We start from the raw sequence: 18,000 nt of genomic DNA, 5'->3' as shown, positions 1-18,000 counted from the left end.
GCCTACCAAGGCGGGGAGGCTTTTCTCACTCCGACGCCCCAGGATGAGTTTTTCCATGAGCATTGTTTCAACGCCTATGGTTAGCAGCGCCCCCTTGATCAACAAAGATCGTGTGATCGACTGGCTGGGCATTGCCCCCTTCATTATTTTTTCTCTGCTATTTCTGATCATCCCCACTCTGTATCTTGTAGCGGGCGCGTTTCTGACACCCGATGGCGATTTCACGCTGCAAAATATCAGAGATCTTTTCACGCCATCCATTATGAGCGCCTACTGGATCAGTATCCGCGTCTCGGTCGCGTCCGCTCTTGGCGGCGCGCTCATCGGCTTCTTTCTCGCCTGGGCCGTCGTGCTCGGCGGCCTGCCGAGCGGGGTCCGCGCAACACTGCTGACATTCTCGGGCGTCGCATCGAACTTTGCCGGCGTGCCGCTTGCCTTCGCCTTCCTGGCGACACTCGGCCGCACCGGCCTCGTCACCCTCTTCCTGCGCGACTGGTTCGGCTTCAACCTTTATGGCACCGGCTTCAACCTTCTCTCCTTCTTCGGCCTCACCATCACCTACATGTATTTCCAGATCCCGCTGATGGTGCTGATCCTGACGCCGGCGCTCGACGGCATGAAGAAGGAATGGCGCGAAGCTTCGCAGATCCTTGGCGCCACCAACCGCCAATACTGGACCATGGTTGCCCTGCCGATCCTCTGGCCGAGCCTGCTCGGCACGACGCTGCTTCTGTTTGCGAATGCTTTCGGCGCTATTGCAACTGCCTATGCGCTGACCGGCTCGTCGCTCAACATCGTCCCGATCCTGCTCTACGCGCAGATCCAGGGCGACGTGCTTCACAACGCCAATCTCGGCTATGCGATTGCGCTCGGCATGATCGTCATCACCGGCGTTTCGAATGTTCTCTATCTCATGCTGCGCATGCGCGCTGAACGGTGGCAAAAATGAAGGGACAACGTATCGGCGCCTGGATCGCCATCATCATCKGAGCAACCTATTTCATCGTACCACTTCTCGGCACGCTGGAATTCTCCCTGCGCAAGCGTCGTGATGCCTATTCGTTCGATGCCTATCAGTCTGTCTTTTCAGACATCAGTTTCCGCGAGACGTTCAGCTACTCCATGATGATGGCCGCGCTGACCATCGTCTTCGGCATGCTGCTCGTCGTACCGACCGCCTACTGGGTGCGCCTGCGCCTGCCACAGATGCGTCAAGTCGTCGAATTCATCACGCTGCTGCCGCTCGTCATCCCGGCGATCGTCATCGTCTTCGGCTATATCCAGATGTACAAGTCGTCTTCGTACCTGCCGCTGACCGGCTCCACGACGGGCACCAACATCCTGCTGATGTTCTCCTACATCACGCTCTCGCTGCCCTACATGTACCGCGCCGTCGATACCGCCATGCGCGCCATCGACGTCCGCACGCTGACGGAAGCAGCCGAAAGCCTGGGTGCAAGCTGGACGACGATCATGTTCAAGTGCATTTTTCCAAACGTCATGAGCGGCGTGCTTTCGGGCGCCTTCATCACGCTCGCGATCGTCATGGGCGAATTCACCATGGCAGCTTTGCTCGGCCGCCCTGCTTTCGGCCCCTACCTGCAGCGTGTCGGCGCCAACCAGGCCTATGAACCTTCCGCGCTCGCCGTCATCGCCTTCTCGATCACCTGGCTCAGCATGGGCCTGCTCAATCTCGTTTCCCGCTTTGGCAAAGCCCGCCCGGCTAGGGTATAAGGTATTTGGCTCATGTCCTTTCTTACGCTGACCAACATTCAGAAATCCTTCGGCCAGACCCAGGTCGTCAAGAACTTCAACATGAACATCGAGAAAGGAGAATTCGTCTCCTTCCTCGGCCCGTCAGGCTGCGGCAAGACGACCGTTCTGCGCATGATCGCCGGCTTCGAAACGCCGACCGGTGGCACGCTGACGATCAACGGCAAGGACCAGCGCGCGCTGAAGCCGAACCAGCGCAACATCGGCATGGTCTTCCAGGCCTACGCGCTGTTTCCGAACATGACTGTGCATGACAACGTCGCCTTCGGCATGAAGGTCGCGGGTGCTCCGAAGCCCGAGATCGACAAACGCGTCAAGGAAATGCTCGGCCTCATCAAGCTCGATCATCTGGCAGACCGCTTTCCCTACCAGATGTCCGGCGGCCAGCAGCAGCGCGTTGCTCTTGCCCGCGCCCTTGCCGTCAAGCCGCAGGTCCTGCTGCTCGACGAGCCGCTCTCGGCACTTGACGCCAAGATCCGCGTGTCACTGCGCGAAGAAATCCGCCAGATCCAGCAGTCGCTCGGCATCACCACGGTTTTCGTCACGCACGACCAGGAAGAAGCGCTTTCGATCTCCGACCGTATCGTCGTCATGAACGGCGGCAAGGCGGACCAGATCGGCACGCCTTTCGAGATCTACAACACGCCGGCAACGCGCTTCGTCGCCTCCTTCGTCGGCACGCTGAACCTCATCGAAGCCAAGGTGATCGATCCGGATAGCAACCGGATCCAGATCGGCGATCAGGGTGTGACGCTGAAACAATCCGTCCAGACCTACAAGGCCGGCGACACCGTGCAGCTTGCGCTCCGTCCGGAAGCCGGTTCGCTCGCCGAAGGCACCCAGAGCGACACCGCCCTGACCGGTGAGGTCGTCTCCGCCCACTTCCTCGGTTCGGTCATCCGCACCCGCATGAATGTCGGCGGCAACGTCATCTCCTTCGACATGTTCAACAGCCCCGGTGTTACTCCGCCGGCCGCTGGCGAAACAGTGACGCTCCGCTTCATGGCCGCCGACCTGCTCGTCATCCGCGACTGATCGAAAGAAACCGAAATCAAATAAAGGCGCCGTCAACGCGGCGCCTTTTGCATGCCTGATACCTAATTTTCATGAGCCCCTGCCCCTCTGAATACTCAGGCCAGGGAGATAGCATCGAAACGGAAGGCAGCGTAAGGGAACTGACCAAACGGCTTGCCTCGAATCCTGGCAAGCAATACAGACCGGACGGTCATCCGCTCGGTCGTTCAACAACGGGGTCTTCAATGATTACCTGCCATCTGCGATACGTCATCGACCCCTACAAACTTGCCGAATTCGAACAATACGCTCGGCTCTGGATCCCCATCGTCAACAGGATGGGCGGCGCCCATCACGGCTATTTCCTGCCGTCCGAAGGCGCAAACAATATTGCCGTTGCGCTGTTTTCCTTCCCGAGCCTTGCTGCCTACGAGGATTACCGCATCCGCATGGCAAGCGACCCGGAGTGCCGGGCCGCCTACGAACTCGACAAGCGCAACCGCAGCATCATCAGCTATGAACGCAGCTTCATGAGGCCCGTTCTCGGCTGATTAGGCTGGAACTCGGTCGAGACATATCGATCCGGCTGATAGGGATAAGACAGCACCAAATTCCATCGAATTCATATATATGGATCGTTCCGTTGCTGTAGGCCGCGAGCGCCAGGGATAGAGTGCAAGGCAGAATTCCATTTTCATGGGACAACGGCTTTGCGCACCGAAGCGATGCCACAACCGATGTCGGCGAAGGATTGGGGCCAGCTTGTGCTGCTCGGCGCGCTTTGGGGCGGCTCCTTTTTCTTCGCCCGCATCGCCGTGGCCGAAATTCCGCCGCTGGCCCTCGTGCTTTATCGCGTGGCAATCGCCGCCCTGGTCTTGCATCTATGGCTAAGGCTGCGCGGCACTTCCTGCGCGCCCGTTCTCGCCCGGCCCGGCTCTTTCCTGTTTCTCGCCCTTCTCAATAATGTCATTCCGTTTTCACTGATCTTCACTGGGCAGACAGAAATCGGCGCCGGCCTCGCGTCTGTGTTCTATGCAACCACGCCCCTCTGGACGATCCTTGTGGCAAACCTGCTGACATCAGATGAAAAGATCTCAACCATGAAGATCGCAGGCGTCGCGATCGGCATAGCAGGCGCCGCCGTCATGATCGGTCCAGGGCTTCTATCCAATCTTGGCGGCCCGACATGGGCAAAATTCGCGGTCATCGGAGCCGCCGTCTCCTACGCCTTCGCTGTCGTTTACGCCAAGCGGTTCAAAGGCATAAGTCCGACAGTCGTCGCGACCGGCCAGCTGACATGCGCTACCGTCCTCATGCTGCCAATTGTTTTCTTTCTCTACAGCCCAGCCGAGATCGTCACGTCGGATATTCCCATATGGATGGCGGTGCTGGTTCTCGCGATCCTCACCACCGCCTTCGCCTTCATTCTGTATTTCAATCTCATCGCCTCGRCCGGAGCGACCAATGCTTCGCTGGTGACGCTGCTGGTGCCGGTTAGCGCGATTTTACTGGGCACGGTCTTTCTCGGCGAAAAACTGGAGACGTTCGAGTTTGGCGGAATGATCCTGATCATGGCGAGCCTGATCATCATCGATGGCAGGCTTTTGCGGCGTTGACCCGAACGAAAAAGCCCCGCTCTCCGGCAGGGCTTTTTCATTCCGKGTGCAATCAGCGGATTGCCTGATCGTTCGCATCGAAGCGATGGACGTGACTTCCGTCAGGCGTAGCATAGACGATCTCATCCGGCTCATACTTGTGCTCGCCGAAGAGGCGCGCGGTCAGCAGGCCGCACTGCTCGGATTCCAGATAGACGATGGTGTCAGCGCCAAGATGCTCGACATGCACGGTCTTTGCCTTCCAAGTGCCGCTGTCGCGCGACAGCGTCAGATGCTCGGGACGAATGCCGACCGTCTTTGCCTCTGCATCGCTGACCTTGTCGCCAGGGATGAAATTCATCTGCGGCGAGCCGATGAAGCCCGCAACGAAGGTATTGGCCGGTCGATTGTAAAGCTCCATAGGCGAACCGATCTGCTCGATTGCGCCGGCATTCAGCACCACGATCTTGTCAGCAAGCGTCATGGCTTCGACCTGGTCATGGGTGACGTAGATCATCGTCGCCTTGAGACTGCGGTGCAGGCGGGCGATCTCAAGGCGGGTCTGCACGCGCAGCGCCGCATCAAGATTGGAGAGCGGCTCGTCGAACAGGAAGAGTTCCGGCTCGCGCACGATCGCACGGCCGATCGCCACGCGCTGGCGCTGGCCGCCGGAGAGTTCGGCCGGACGACGCGCCAGATATTGTTCGAGCGACAGCATCGACGACGCCTTGCCGACGCGCTTCTCGATCTCGTCCCTGGCCATGCCGGCCTGCTTGAGGCCGAGGCCCATGTTGTCCTTGACCGTCAGGTGCGGATAGAGCGCGTAGGACTGGAACACCATGGCGATGCCGCGTTTGGCCGGCGGCGTCAGCGTCTCGTCGCGGCCGTTGATGATAACGGCGCCTGAGGTTACATCCTCCAGGCCGGCGATGCTGCGCAGCAGGGTCGATTTCCCGCAGCCGGAAGGGCCGACGAAGATGACGAATTCGCCGTCTTGGACCTCGAGGTCGATGCCCTTCAGCACCTCGTGCTTGCCATAGGCCTTGCGGATGGATTTGAGTTGAAGCGATCCCACTAGTCTTTCCTTATAGTCTAACCGGTCGGCCGGTGCGCACGCTTTCGTCAGCGGCAAGGCAGATGCGCAGCGAAGCCACCGCATCATCCATATGGCGGGTAAGGTCCAGATCCTCGTTGACAGCGCGCAGCACGAAAGCCTGCTCCAGGTCACAAAGCTGCTGATGGCCGGGCTCGCCTTCCATCGTCATGTCCTGATCGGGACGGATGAACTTGCCGTCAGGCCCGGTCTCTGCCGTGTGCAGCCGGATGACGGAGGTCTTGGTATGCGTGTCGATATCGTCCGACTTCGCCTTCGGATCCATGACGATGGAAACGGCGCCATTTGGCGACATCACATCCTTCACGAAGAAGGCGGTCTCGGAGATCATCGGTCCCCAGCCGGCCTCGTACCAGCCGACCGAACCGTCTTCATACAGCACCTGCAGGTGACCGTAATTATACATGTCGGGCGCGATCTCATTCGACAGCCGCAGGCCCATGCCACGCACTTCGACGGCCTTGGCATCGGTGATCTGGCACATGACGTCGACATAGTGAACGCCACAATCGACGATCGGCGAGGTCGTCTGCATCAGCGACTTGTGCGTCGCCCAGGTCGGCCCGCTGGACTGCTGATTGAGGTTCATGCGGAAGACATAGGGGCCGCCGAGCTTCCTTGCTTCCTCGATCAGCTTCTTCCAGGATGGATGATGGCGGAGGATATAGCCGATGACCAGCTTCTTGCCGGCCTTCTTCGCCGCAGCCACGACGCGTTCCGCATCGGCAACGGTTGTTGCCAGCGGCTTTTCAACGAACACGTCACAGCCTGCCTCGAAGGCGGCAACGGCGTAATCGGCGTGGCTGTCGGAATAGGTATTGATCGAGCAGAGATCCGGCTTCAATTCGACAAGTGCGCGCATGAAGTCAGGATGGATCGTGTACTGTTCGAGTTCCGGCGCAAGCTGCGACGGCTTGGAGCGGTTGACGAGACCGACGATCTCGAAGCCCGGATTGTTGTGATAGGCGAGTGCATGGCTGCGGCCCATATTGCCGAGGCCGGCGACGAGAACGCGGATCGGCTTTTCGGATTGGCTCACTTGACGGCTCCCGAGGTGATGCCGCGGATCAGCTGCCGCGAGAAGATGACATAAAGGACGAGGATCGGCAGGATCGCCAGCGACAGCGCCGCCAGAACCGCATTCCAGTTGGTGACGAACTGGCCGATGAAAATCTGGGAGCCGAGTGTCACGGTCTTGGTGGCTTCCGACGGCGCCAGGATCAGCGGGAACCACAGGTCGTTCCAGATCGGGATCATCGTGAAGACGGCAACCGTCGCCATCGCTGGCCGTACCAGTGGCAGCACGAGGCGGAAGAAGATCGCATATTCCGAGAGGCCGTCGATGCGTCCGGCATTTTTCAGGTCATCGGACACGGTGCGCATGAATTCTGACAGGATGAAGATAGCAAGCGGTATCCCCTGCGCCGTATAGACGAGGATCAGCGCCGTCAGCGTGTTGACGAGGCCGCTCGCGACCATGCCCTGCAGGATGGCGACCGTGCCAAGGCGGATCGGGATCATGATGCCGATCGCCATGTAGAGGCCCATCACCATATTACCGCGGAAACGGTATTCCGACAGCGCAAAGGCAGCCATCGCCCCGAACAGCAGCACGAGGAAGATCGCGACGATCGTCACGATGAAGCTGTTCTGGAAATAGGCGGCAAAATCGCCCTGCCCCAGCACCGTCTGATAGCCGACGAGGCTGAAAGTGGAAGGCGTCGGCACCTGCAGCGGCGACCGGAAGATCGCGTTGCGGTCCTTGAGCGAATTGATGATCGTCAGGAACACCGGGAAGATGGCGATCAGCGTGTAGCCGATCAGCGCCAGATGCACGAGGCCGGTGCGGATGGGGGATGTGCGCGCTCTGTTCGACATGGGCTCACACTCCTCAGAACTGGTAGCGGCGCATGCGCCGCTGGATAGCGAAAAGGTAGAAGGACACGCCGGCTAAGATGATGAGGAACATCACCGTCGCGATCGTCGCACCCATGGAGCGGTCGCCGAGCTGCAACTGGAACCCGAAGAAAGTGCGATAAAGCAGCGTCCCCAGAATATCCGTCGACATATCAGGGCCGGCAAGCGCACCCTGCACCGTATAGATCAAGTCGAAAGCATTGAAATTGCCGACGAAGGTCAGGATCGAGATGATACCGATTGCCGGCAGGATCAGCGGCAGCTTGATCTTCCAGAACTGCGCCCAGCCGGTAATGCCGTCGCATTCGGCAGCCTCGATAACTTCCTCGGGAATGCTGAGAAGAGCCGCATAGATCAGCATCATCGGAATGCCGATATATTGCCAATTGGAGATCAGCGACACCGCGACGAGCGCCGGACCGGACTGGCCGAGCCAGGGCGCAAAGGCCCATTTCATACCGACGAGGCTCATCAGCCAGGGCGCAACACCCCATATCGGAGAGAGGATCAGCTTCCAGATGAAGCCGACGATGACGAAGGACAGCAGCGTCGGCAGGAAGATCGCCGTTCGGTAAAAGGCAACGAAGCGCAGCTTCGGTGTCGAAAGGAGTGCCGCAAGCGCAATCCCGATCGGATTCTGCACGCACATATGAATGGCGAAGAAGATCAGGTTATTGCGGAGTGCGTTCCAGAAATCATGTGCCCAGCGCGCATCGCCGAAGAGAACCTTGTAATTGGCAAAGCCAACGAAGGCAGGGGCGCCATCGACGGTATTGTAGAAGGAGAGCCGGAGCGTTTCGATCAGCGGCAGGACCATAATCGCCGAATAGACGATGAATGCCGGAAGAAGGAAGATTCCGATATGCCAGCGTACGGGACGTTTGATCGGTTCAGGAATTGCCGATGTCTGATCGGTCATTACTTKGCTCGCTTTTGGCTTCGTTCTCTCCCTCATCCCTGCTTGTGACAGGGATCGAGCAGCACCGCTTCAGCGGTGCGGGAGACTCTTTCACGCGAAAGACTTTGCGTGGCTAGGTTCCTGCGGCATCCCACGAGGATACAGGAACGAGGGCGGCAACCGGATTGCCGCCCTCCTTCATGCTTTGGCTTACTTGGCCGGCTTGTACCAGCTGTCGAGGCCCTTCTGGAGCTTTTCGGCAGCAACGGCCGGGGTGTCCGTGCCGTTGATGACGTTAGCCGATTCAACCCAGGTCTCGTTTTCGAGGTTCGGCGTGCCGCGCGACAGGATCTGGTAGGTCGAGCGGACGGTCGACTTGTACGGGCCGCGCCAGGAAACGAATTCCTGAGCGAGCGGGTCCGTCATCTTGACCGGGTTGGAGTTCAGGCTGAAGAAGCCCGGCAGCGCATTGGCGTAGATATCCGCGAACTCGGGCGAAGCGACCCAGGCAAGGAACTTCTTGGCTTCTTCCTGGTGCGTGCTCTTCGCGTTCAGGGCAACGCCGATATCCGGATGGTCGGAGATGTAGCCCTGGTCGCCAGCCTTCGGAACCGGCGGCGGGAAGGCGCCCATCTTGAACTGCGCCTGCGTGTTGAACAACGCGATTTCCCACGAACCGGCAGGATAGATGGCAGCGCGGCCGAGAGTGAAGAGGTTCTGGCTGTCCGAATAGGTCTGCGCTTCGAAACCATCGCCGAGATAGGGCTTCCACTTGGCTAGCTCTTCGTAAGGCTTGACCCAGTCGGCATCGGTCAGCTTCTGCTTGCCGGCGATGAGAGCTTCACGGCCGTCCTCGCCCTTCCAGTAGTTCGGGCCGATGTTCTGGTAGCCCATGGTTGCAGCTTCCCAGAGATCCTTCGTGCCCATGGCGAGCGGAATGTAGGTGCCGTCAGCCTTGATCTTGTCGAGGGCTGCGAAGAATTCGTCTTCCGTCTTCGGAATGGCGATTCCGAGCTTGTCGAAGGCATCCTTGTTGTAGATGAAGCCGTGGATGACCGAAGCCATCGGCACGCAGAAGGTCGACTTGCCGTCGTCGGTCGTCCAGGCGGCCTTCGCCACCGGCGAAAAGTTCTCCATCCCCGGCAGATCGTTCAAGCTCGTCAAATTACCGTTCTTAAACAGCGCCAACGACTTGTCGAAGGGGCGGCAGGTGATGATGTCACCGGCGCTGCCCGCATCGATCTTGGCAGAGGTTGCAGCATCGTATTCTGTCGGCGCGGTCGGCGAGAAGACGAGCTTGATGCCCGGGTTCTTGGCTTCGAAAGCCGGGATGATCTTCTCCTGCCAGATCTGCAGGTCATCGTTACGCCAGCTTTCGATCGTCAGCGTGACATCGGCGGCATGAACGAGACCGGCTGACGACAGCAGGCTGGAGGCCAGCAGCAAGCTTTTCAGAGCAGTATTTTTCATTTCCCTCTCCTGTTTTAAGCGCCGCTAGGCGCTGTTTTCGATCTGAAACAAGCAATTGGGGTGTCTGAGGAAGCACCCAACGCCCCTTTTTGAGCCGCCAAGATTGCCGGCCCGAAGCTCTATCGACACGGAAGATGATCCCTTCCGGCCTGATGGTGCGCCCTCCCGATACGCTGAACCGGGCGCCTGAAAAATAAGAGAAAAGCTAAAGATGCCTCGCATATCCGCAAGCCTTGCCGGCCCTGCGGATCACTGTCTGCACCTTTCTCGAAACCTGGCCGGCGCTATTTTTCTTTGCCGGTTTTCACATGCCTCGATACGCTGTTCCCTTTTCCGKAATTAAGGCCAAAAAAATACCAATTGTCCAGCCGAAATTAACTTCTGGACGCGAGAAAATTCATAAAAAATTTTTATTGTTTAAAATCAACTGGATAAAAACAAGGAATTTCCCTGACCATTTCCGCTTGGTAAATGGTATTTTTTTGGTATTGTATGAAAAACACAAGGGAACAGCGTATCCGGAGGTCCGATGACGGAACTTGCAATCGGCATAGATGGCGGCGGAACAAGCTGCAGAGCCGCAGTCGCGGACAGAATGGGCAAGGTCATCGGCCACGGCAAAGCCGGGCCTGCCAATATCCTTTCCGATCTGGAAAACTCTCTCGTCAATATCGTCGAATCCGCCCGAGCGGCTCTCAGCGACGCAGGATTAAAAAGTGAAACCGTTTCCACCGTCTCCGCAGTGGTCGGCGTCGCTGGCGCCAATGTCGGCGATTACGGCAAGCGCATCGAAAAGGCCCTGCCCTTCAAGAACGGCAAGGTCGTCACCGATGCGCTGATTTCGCTGCAGGGAGCGCTCGGTGACGCCGACGGCATTGTCGGTGCTTTAGGAACCGGCACAGTCTATAATGCGCGCCGTAACGGCAAACTGCATGGTATCGGCGGCTGGGGCTCGATCGTCGGCGATCAGGCAAGCGGCGCCCGCCTCGGCCGCGATCTCCTGGAAAAATCCTTGCTCGCCTATGACAAGGTTCGCCCCGCCTCATCGCTGACGGACAAGCTCATGGCAGAATACGGCAACGATCCGGAACGCGTCGTCGAATTTGCCCATACGGCCCGGCCGGCGGACTTCGCCCGTTACGCCCCCATGGTCTTCGAAGGCGCTCAGGCCGGCGATGCCACTGCAATCGAGATCGTCAAGGAGGCGGCCCGCGCCATCGACGGAAGCCTTGATGCACTGACATGGGCGGAATGCCCCTCCGTCTGCCTGCTTGGCGGACTGGCCAAAGCCTATCATCCCTGGCTTGCCGATCGGCACAAGGCGCTACTTGCAGAGCCGAAGGCCGATGCGCAGCAGGGCGCCGTCGACCTTGCCTTAAAACTTCTGAACGAACGGCAGAGAGGTGCGGCATGACCGACGATCTCGCCTCCATCCTTTCGCCGGAACGCTTGCAGGCCGGCGGCACCGGCCCGCTCTATGTGAAGCTGCGCCGCACGCTGGAAGACGCCGTCCGTACCGGCACGCTCGCCCATGGCGATGCCCTGCCCCCGGAACGCGACATCGCGGAATTTGCAGCCGTCAGCCGCGTTACCGTGCGCAAGGCGATCGATGAACTTGTTGCCGACGGCCTGCTGGTGCGCCGCCACGGCTCCGGCACCTTCRTAGCAAAACCGGTTTCGAAAGTCGAACAGCGCCTGTCGCAGTTGACCTCCTTCACGGAGGATATGGCCCGGCGCGGCATGACCGCCCGCTCCGAATGGCTGCACAAGGGCATCCACACGCCATCGCCCGACGAGATGATGATCCTCGGCCTCGGCACCGACATCAAGGTGTCGCGCCTGTCGCGCCTGCGTATTGCCGACGACGAACCGCTGGCGATCGAACATGCAAGCGTCTCCGGCGAATTCCTGCCCGATCCCTCCTCCGTCACCAACTCGCTCTATGCCGAGCTGGAGCGCCTCGGCGTGCGCCCCGTGCGCGCCGTGCAGCGGATTTCGGCGACCAACATGAAGGAAGCCGACGCCCATCTGCTCGGCGTCCCCGTCGGCCAGGCAGGGCTTTCCATCGAACGTATTTCTTATCTCGGCTCCGGCCGCGCGGTGGAATTCACCCGCTCGCTCTATCGCGGCGACGCCTATGATTTCGTGGCCGAGCTGACGATCGGCGCGACCTGATTTCCGGCCTGGAAATTGCTTCGTTTTCAAAAAGATAAAGCCGGAAAGTGAATCACTTTCCGGCTTTTGCAGTCAACTCAATCGACGTTCAAACTGCCGCGCCTAACCGGCGGCGAAGACTCGGTTTTCAGGCCGCGTCTTCGATCTCCTCGTCCGCCTTGCGCGGCACATAGTTGAGCACCGGCCCAAGCCAACGTTCGATCTCTGATATTCCCATGCCCTTTCGCTTGGCATAATCTTCCACCTGATCGCGCTCCACCTTGGCGACGCCGAAGTAATAGGAGTCCGGGTGGCCGATATAGATGCCGGATACGGACGAGCCAGGCCACATCGCATAGCTTTCCGTCAGCTTCACGCCGGCGGCATTCTCTGCATCGAGAAGGGCAAACAGCGTTTTCTTCTCGGTGTGATCGGGCTGTGCCGGATAGCCGGGGGCCGGGCGGATACCGGCATAGGTTTCGGTGATGAGATCTTCGTTAGAGAGCGTCTCGTCCTTGGCATAACCCCAATATTCGCGCCGCACGCGCTCATGCATGCGTTCGGCGAAGGCTTCCGCGAAGCGGTCAGCAAGCGCCTTGACGAGGATCGAGGAATAGTCGTCGTTCGAACGCTCGAAGCGTTCGGCAATGGCGATCTCCTCAAAGCCTGCCGTCACTACGAAGCCGCCGACATAATCCTGCACACCGCTATCGACAGGCGCCACGAAATCCGCAAGCGCTACGTTCGGGCGACCATCGCGCTTGGAAAGCTGCTGGCGCAACGTGTAGAAGGTTGCGAGATCCTCCTTGCGGGCCTCATCCTTGAAGAGGCGGATATCATCGCCGACGGTGCCAGCCGGCCAGAAGCCGATGACGGCACGAGGCCGGAACCACTTCTCGTCGATGATCTTCTTCAGCATCGCCTGGGCGTCGGCCCAGAGAGCCCGCGCAGCTTCACCCTGCTTCTCGTCTTCGAGGATCGCCGGATAGCGGCCGCGCAACTCCCAGGTCTGGAAGAACGGCGTCCAGTCGATGTACTTTGCAAGCTCGGCCAGATCGTAATCTTCGAACACCTTGGTGCCGAGGAAACCAGGCCTGGTCGGCTTGTAGGCGGCCCAATCGACCTTCTGCGCATTCTCGCGAGCCCGCGACAAAGGCAGGCGCACCTTTTCGGCCTCGCTACGCGCATGGGCGGCAGCAACCTTGGCATATTCGGCCCTGATGTCGTCGATATAACCCTGGCGGTTTTCCGGCGAAAGCAGCGCGGAGACGACACCGACAGCGCGGCTGGCATCCGTCACATAGATCGTCTGACCCTTGTTGTAGCCTGGATGGATCTTGACGGCGGTGTGCACACGGCTGGTCGTCGCGCCGCCGATCAGCAGCGGGATATTGAAGCCCTCCCGCTCCATTTCGGCCGCCACATGCACCATCTCGTCGAGCGACGGCGTGATGAGGCCGGAAAGACCGATGACATCGACCTTCTCGGCAACGGCCGTCTCCAAGATCTTCGTTGCCGGCACCATGACGCCGAGGTCGATGATCTCGTAATTGTTGCAGGCGAGCACGACGCCGACGATGTTCTTGCCGATATCGTGCACGTCGCCCTTGACGGTCGCCATCAGGATCTTGCCGGCAGACTTGCGCTCTTCACCACCATTCTGGCGCTTCTCCTCTTCCATGTAGGGGAGGAGAACGGCAACGGCCTGTTTCATGACGCGAGCGGACTTCACCACCTGCGGCAGGAACATTTTGCCCGAGCCGAAGAGATCGCCGACCACGTTCATGCCGGCCATCAGCGGGCCTTCGATGACGTGCAGCGGGCGCGCCGCCTGCTGACGGGCTTCCTCGGTATCGGCCTCGATATATTCGGTAATGCCGTTGACCAGTGCGTGCTCGAGGCGCTTCTCGACGCTCCACTCGCGCCAGGAGAGATCCTGAACGCGGCCTTCGCGTGCCGCGCCGCCACGGAATTTCTCCGCAACTTCGAGCAGCCGCTCGGTGCCATCGGGACGGCGGTTCAGCACCACGTCCTCGCAGGCCTCGCGCAGCTCCGGATCGATATTGTCGTAGACGGCAAGCTGACCGGCATTGACGATACCCATGTCCATGCCCGCCTGGATGGCGTGGTACAGGAATACGGCATGCATCGCCTCGCGCACCGGCTCATTGCCGCGGAAGGAGAAAGAGAGGTTCGACACACCGCCCGAGATATGGACGAGCGGCATGGTCTTGCGGATCGTGCGCGTCGCCTCGATGAAGTCGACGCCGTAATTATTGTGCTCCTCGATACCGGTCGCGACCGCGAAGATGTTCGGGTCGAAGATGATATCTTCCGGCGGGAAGCCGACCTTCTCGGTCAACAGCTTGTAGGCGCGGGTGCAGATGCCCACCTTGCGCTGATAGCTGTCCGCCTGCCCTGTTTCATCGAAGGCCATGACGACCACGGCCGCACCATAATTGTGCACCAGGCGCGCCTGGGCGAGGAAATTCTCCTCCCCTTCCTTGAGCGAGATCGAGTTGACGATCGCCTTGCCCTGCACCCGCTTCAGGCCGGATTCGATGATCGAGAATTTCGACGAGTCGATCATCACGGGCACACGGGCAATGTCCGGTTCGGCAGCGATGAGGTTCAGGAACTCGACCATCGCCTTTTCGGAATCGATCAGGCCTTCGTCCATGTTGATGTCGATCACCTGCGCGCCGTTCTCGACCTGGTCGCGGGCGACGTCGAGTGCTGCCGTAAAATCGGCATTGGTGATCAGCTTGCGGAAGCGGGCCGAACCCGTGACGTTGGTGCGCTCGCCGACATTGACGAAGGGAATGTCCTTGGTCAGCTCGAAGGGCTCGAGGCCAGACAGCGACATGAAGGGCCGGTGCTCGGGAATCGGCCGCGGCTTGTACTTGGCCACCGTCTCGGCAATCATCTTGATATGCTCGGGCGTCGAGCCGCAGCAGCCGCCGACGATATTGACCAGGCCTTCGCGGGCAAAGCTATCGATCTGTGCCGCCATCAGTTCCGGCGTCTCGTCATACTGGCCGAATTCGTTCGGCAKGCCGGCATTCGGATAGGCGCAGATAAAGGTATCCGCAACGCCCGAAAGCTCCTGCAGATGCGGGCGCATCGCATTGGCGCCGAGCGCGCAGTTGAGGCCGATCGTGAACGGGTTGGCGTGCTGCACCGAGTTCCAGAAGGCCGTCGGTGTCTGGCCTGACAGTGTGCGGCCCGAGAGGTCGGTGATCGTACCTGATATCATCACAGGCAGGCGGATGCCCTTGGCCTCGAAACGCTCCTCGCAGGCAAAGATCGCAGCCTTGGCATTCAGCGTATCGAAGATCGTCTCGATGAGGATGATATCGGCGCCGCCATCGATCAGGCCGTCGATCTGTTCGGCATAGGCATCGCGCAGATCGTCGAAGGTCACGGCGCGGAAGCCCGGATTGTTGACGTCGGGCGAAATCGAAGCGGTGCGGTTCGTCGGGCCGATGGCACCGGCAACAAAGCGGCGCTTGCCGTCCTCGCGCTCGGCGCGCTGCGCAGCCCGGCGCACGATCTCGGCGCCTTCCTTGTTCAGCGCATAAACCTCACCTTCCATCGCGTAGTCCGCCTGCGCGATGCGGGTTGAGGAGAAAGTATTGGTTTCCAAGATATCGGCGCCGGCCTTGGCGTATTTATAGTGGATTTCCTCGATCGCATCCGGCTGCGACAGGATCAGCAGGTCGTTATTGCCCTTCTGATGGCAGGCGCAGCCGATGAAACGGTCGCCGCGGAAATGGTCTTCATCGTAGCCCAGACCCTGGATCTGCGTGCCCATGGCGCCGTCAAGAACGAGGATGCGTTCGCTGGCTGCTTGCCTCAGCGCCGCAAACACTTCACTGCCATCACGCTTGCCCCCATCGGGACCAAAGAGATTGTCGAACACGGGAAGGCTCCTTGACGTCATAAGATCGGAAAAGACAAATCACATAAAGATATCTTTATGTCAACATATGCCTGTTGCTTTTAGCCATTACAAGCCTTGGCGGATGACAGACTCGCCCGACCCCTATATAGGCGTTTTTCATAAGGCATTGTGCACGAATTCGGAGGAGTATCATGGCACCTGCACTCGGCAACTGGTCCACCCGCACCTATCATCGCGGCTGGCTGCTTTCGCAGGCCAACGGCCTCTTCGATTTCTTCCAGCATAATTCCGTCAACCCGAAGGGCGGCTTCTACGATCTCGACGATGCCGGCAAGCCGCTCGATGCCGAAGGCCAGGTGCGGCCGATCCATATCGCCTCGCGCGCCGTCCATTGCTTCTCGATCGGCGCGCTGCTCGGGCGTCCGGGTGCGGCCGATGTCGTCGATCACGGCATGAACTACATCTGGAACAGTCATCGCGACCGCAGGAACGGTGGTTATTTCTGGTCGCTGGACAACAATGGTCCCGTCGATTCCAACAAGCAGGGTTACGGCCATGCCTTCGTCCTTCTCGCCGCCTCCTCCGCCAAGACGATCGGCCATCCGCTGGCCGATGGCATGCTCGCCGATATTACCGAGGTCCTGAACACGAAGTTCTGGGAAGCCAAGCACGGCGCTATCGCCGAAGAATTCACCGCCGACTGGCAGCCGCTCGATGGCGGCACCTATCGCGGCCAGAACTCCAACATGCATCTCACCGAAGCGCTGATGGCCGCCTTCGAAGCGACCGGCGACCGGGACTACCTGACCAAGGCCGAAAGCATCACCGATCTCGTTATCCGCCGCTCGGCAGGCTCCGTCGACTGGCGCGTCGCCGAGCATTTCGACGCCGAATGGAACCTCGACAAGGATTACTACCATCCGAACGAAATGTTCCGGCCGGCCGGCACGACACCCGGCCACTGGCTGGAATGGACACGCCTCATCCTGCAGCTCTGGGTACTCGGCGGCAAACGCCTCGAATGGATGCCGGATGCTGCCAAGGCCCTTTTCGAGCAATCCATGGCTCTCGGCTGGGACAATGACAAGGGCGGTTTCTTTTACACGCTCGACTGGGCAGACAGGCCTGCCAAGCGCAACAAGCTCTGGTGGCCGGCCTGTGAGGGTGCGGCTGCCGCGCACTTCCTGAACGAGCACCTGCCGAGCGATTATCACGAGGAAAGCTACCGCAAGATCTGGAATGTGATCGAGCGCAGCTTCATCGATCACGAGAACGGCGGCTGGCATGAGGAACTGACGGAAGACCTCGTGCCCTCGCACTCGCTCTTCCCCGGCAAGGGCGACATCTACCACGCCCTGCAGGCCTGCCTCATCCCGCTTTTCCCGGCGACGGGCAGCCTGACCAAGGGCATTAGCGAAGCCGGCGGCAAGCTCTGAGGCGAAGACTTAGTAGCCCGGCACGACCGGCGGCGCTGCGTTGGGGTTCTGCTGGAACCACTGCACCTCGGCGCTCGCGTCATCGAGTTCGTCCTCGACGTCGCGCTGCTCTCTGCGAATGCGGCGCATATCGTCTTCGAGATCGTCCATCCGCCGGCGGATATCATGCCGGTCTGCATCGGGTGCATCCTTGAGCCTGCGCGACAGCTCGTCGATCTCGGCTTCCTTCGATCCATAATCGCTCTGCAGCGAGCTTAGCCGTGATTGCACCGAATGCTGACGGTTCCCGAGCGTATAGCCTCGCAGGAAGCCTGCAGCCGTCTGCGGCGGGCAGACATTGGAGTAGCCGTGGCCCGCCTGCCCGTGCATCAGGCCGCTCATCGGCGTGCAGTAGCGCACCAGGCCTGCCTGAAAGCCCTGATACCAGATGGTCTGGTCGGGCACGATCTTCACCCGCTCGCAGGATTTGGCGTGCGCGGCAAAACGCTCCTGCGGCTCATAGCCGGCGGCCCCGTCGGATTCGCCGATCACCCGCCAATCGGCGGCGACGCATTCCTCTTTCGAGAGCGTATTGCAGGAGGCGAGGAAGAGGCTGAAACCAATGGCAGCAAAGGCAAAGAGCAAACGTAACATGGTGTCCCGGCGGCAAGTTACAAAACCGGGCGCACCTTATCGTCACGAAATATAATCGTCACCGGGAACGGATCGCGACCTTGCAGTTTTCG

15 protein-coding genes are annotated in these 18,000 nt (G+C 59.8%); 8 read left to right on the top strand and 7 right to left on the bottom strand.

Going from position 1 to position 18,000, the window contains the following annotated elements; all coding sequences use genetic code 11:
• The first annotated feature begins 55 nt into the window (after nucleotides 1-55).
• The 5 genes from AC1DNW_RS08050 to AC1DNW_RS08030 all read left to right on the top strand — a co-directional run bounded on the left by AC1DNW_RS08050 (nucleotide 56) and on the right by AC1DNW_RS08030 (nucleotide 4,403).
• Entirely contained in the window at nucleotides 56-949 is an 894-nt protein-coding gene (locus AC1DNW_RS08050) for an ABC transporter permease (protein ID WP_113300063.1), read from the top strand.
• The gene (locus tag AC1DNW_RS08045) at nucleotides 946-1,734 is read left to right on the top strand and encodes an ABC transporter permease (protein WP_477852395.1); all 789 of its coding nucleotides are present in this window, start codon (nucleotides 946-948) and stop codon (nucleotides 1,732-1,734) included. The genes AC1DNW_RS08050 and AC1DNW_RS08045 overlap by 4 nt, the downstream gene beginning before the upstream one ends.
• A 12-nt stretch (nucleotides 1,735-1,746) precedes the next feature.
• On the top strand, nucleotides 1,747-2,808 hold the full coding sequence (locus AC1DNW_RS08040) for an ABC transporter ATP-binding protein (protein WP_113300061.1): 1,062 nt from the start codon (nucleotides 1,747-1,749) through the stop codon (nucleotides 2,806-2,808).
• 224 nt (nucleotides 2,809-3,032) lie between these two features.
• Complete coding sequence (locus AC1DNW_RS08035; RefSeq protein WP_113308041.1) at nucleotides 3,033-3,338, top strand: NIPSNAP family protein; 306 nt, start codon at nucleotides 3,033-3,035, stop codon at nucleotides 3,336-3,338.
• Between the two features lie 186 nt (nucleotides 3,339-3,524).
• Nucleotides 3,525-4,403, top strand: a complete 879-nt coding sequence (locus tag AC1DNW_RS08030) for a DMT family transporter (RefSeq protein ID WP_477852393.1) — start codon at nucleotides 3,525-3,527, stop codon at nucleotides 4,401-4,403.
• 52 nt (nucleotides 4,404-4,455) lie between these two features.
• On the opposite strand, the gene AC1DNW_RS08025 is transcribed toward AC1DNW_RS08030, so the two are convergent.
• From AC1DNW_RS08025 to AC1DNW_RS08005, 5 genes are all read right to left on the bottom strand, one after another.
• Nucleotides 4,456-5,457, bottom strand: coding sequence for an ABC transporter ATP-binding protein (locus tag AC1DNW_RS08025; RefSeq protein ID WP_113300059.1), 1,002 nt, complete (start codon nucleotides 5,455-5,457; stop codon nucleotides 4,456-4,458).
• Between the two features lie 10 nt (nucleotides 5,458-5,467).
• On the bottom strand, nucleotides 5,468-6,535 hold the full coding sequence (locus tag AC1DNW_RS08020; RefSeq protein ID WP_113308040.1) for a Gfo/Idh/MocA family protein: 1,068 nt from the start codon (nucleotides 6,533-6,535) through the stop codon (nucleotides 5,468-5,470).
• Nucleotides 6,532-7,374, bottom strand: coding sequence for a carbohydrate ABC transporter permease (locus AC1DNW_RS08015; protein WP_113300057.1), 843 nt, complete (start codon nucleotides 7,372-7,374; stop codon nucleotides 6,532-6,534). The genes AC1DNW_RS08020 and AC1DNW_RS08015 overlap by 4 nt, the downstream gene beginning before the upstream one ends.
• Nucleotides 7,375-7,387: 13 nt before the next feature.
• Entirely contained in the window at nucleotides 7,388-8,332 is a 945-nt protein-coding gene (locus tag AC1DNW_RS08010; protein ID WP_113300056.1) for a carbohydrate ABC transporter permease, read from the bottom strand.
• A 189-nt stretch (nucleotides 8,333-8,521) separates the two neighbouring features.
• On the bottom strand, nucleotides 8,522-9,781 hold the full coding sequence (locus tag AC1DNW_RS08005) for an ABC transporter substrate-binding protein (RefSeq protein WP_113300055.1): 1,260 nt from the start codon (nucleotides 9,779-9,781) through the stop codon (nucleotides 8,522-8,524).
• A gap of 529 nt (nucleotides 9,782-10,310) precedes the next feature.
• Between AC1DNW_RS08005 and AC1DNW_RS08000 the strand changes: the two genes are divergently transcribed.
• Both AC1DNW_RS08000 and AC1DNW_RS07995 read left to right on the top strand, forming a co-directional pair.
• Complete coding sequence (locus AC1DNW_RS08000; protein ID WP_113300054.1) at nucleotides 10,311-11,195, top strand: N-acetylglucosamine kinase; 885 nt, start codon at nucleotides 10,311-10,313, stop codon at nucleotides 11,193-11,195.
• A complete protein-coding gene (locus tag AC1DNW_RS07995; RefSeq protein WP_477852390.1) occupies nucleotides 11,192-11,956 on the top strand; it encodes a GntR family transcriptional regulator in 765 nt (254 codons plus the stop codon). Before AC1DNW_RS08000 ends, AC1DNW_RS07995 begins: the two co-directional genes overlap by 4 nt.
• Before the next feature lie 127 nt (nucleotides 11,957-12,083).
• Here AC1DNW_RS07995 and metH read toward each other — a convergent pair whose 3' ends face one another.
• Complete coding sequence (metH, locus tag AC1DNW_RS07990; RefSeq protein WP_477852388.1) at nucleotides 12,084-15,857, bottom strand: methionine synthase; 3,774 nt, start codon at nucleotides 15,855-15,857, stop codon at nucleotides 12,084-12,086.
• 173 nt (nucleotides 15,858-16,030) lie between these two features.
• On the opposite strand from metH, the gene AC1DNW_RS07985 reads away from it, so the two are divergent.
• Nucleotides 16,031-17,275, top strand: coding sequence for an AGE family epimerase/isomerase (locus tag AC1DNW_RS07985; RefSeq protein WP_113308037.1), 1,245 nt, complete (start codon nucleotides 16,031-16,033; stop codon nucleotides 17,273-17,275).
• A 9-nt stretch (nucleotides 17,276-17,284) separates the two neighbouring features.
• Here AC1DNW_RS07985 and AC1DNW_RS07980 read toward each other — a convergent pair whose 3' ends face one another.
• The gene (locus tag AC1DNW_RS07980; RefSeq protein WP_113308036.1) at nucleotides 17,285-17,908 is read right to left on the bottom strand and encodes a DUF2799 domain-containing protein; all 624 of its coding nucleotides are present in this window, start codon (nucleotides 17,906-17,908) and stop codon (nucleotides 17,285-17,287) included.
• Nucleotides 17,909-18,000 lie beyond the last annotated feature (92 nt).

Source organism: Rhizobium sp. 05L429, assembly GCF_056397645.1.
The sequence above is the reverse complement of the archived record's forward strand: the minus strand, read 5'-3'. Positions and strand labels throughout refer to the sequence as shown.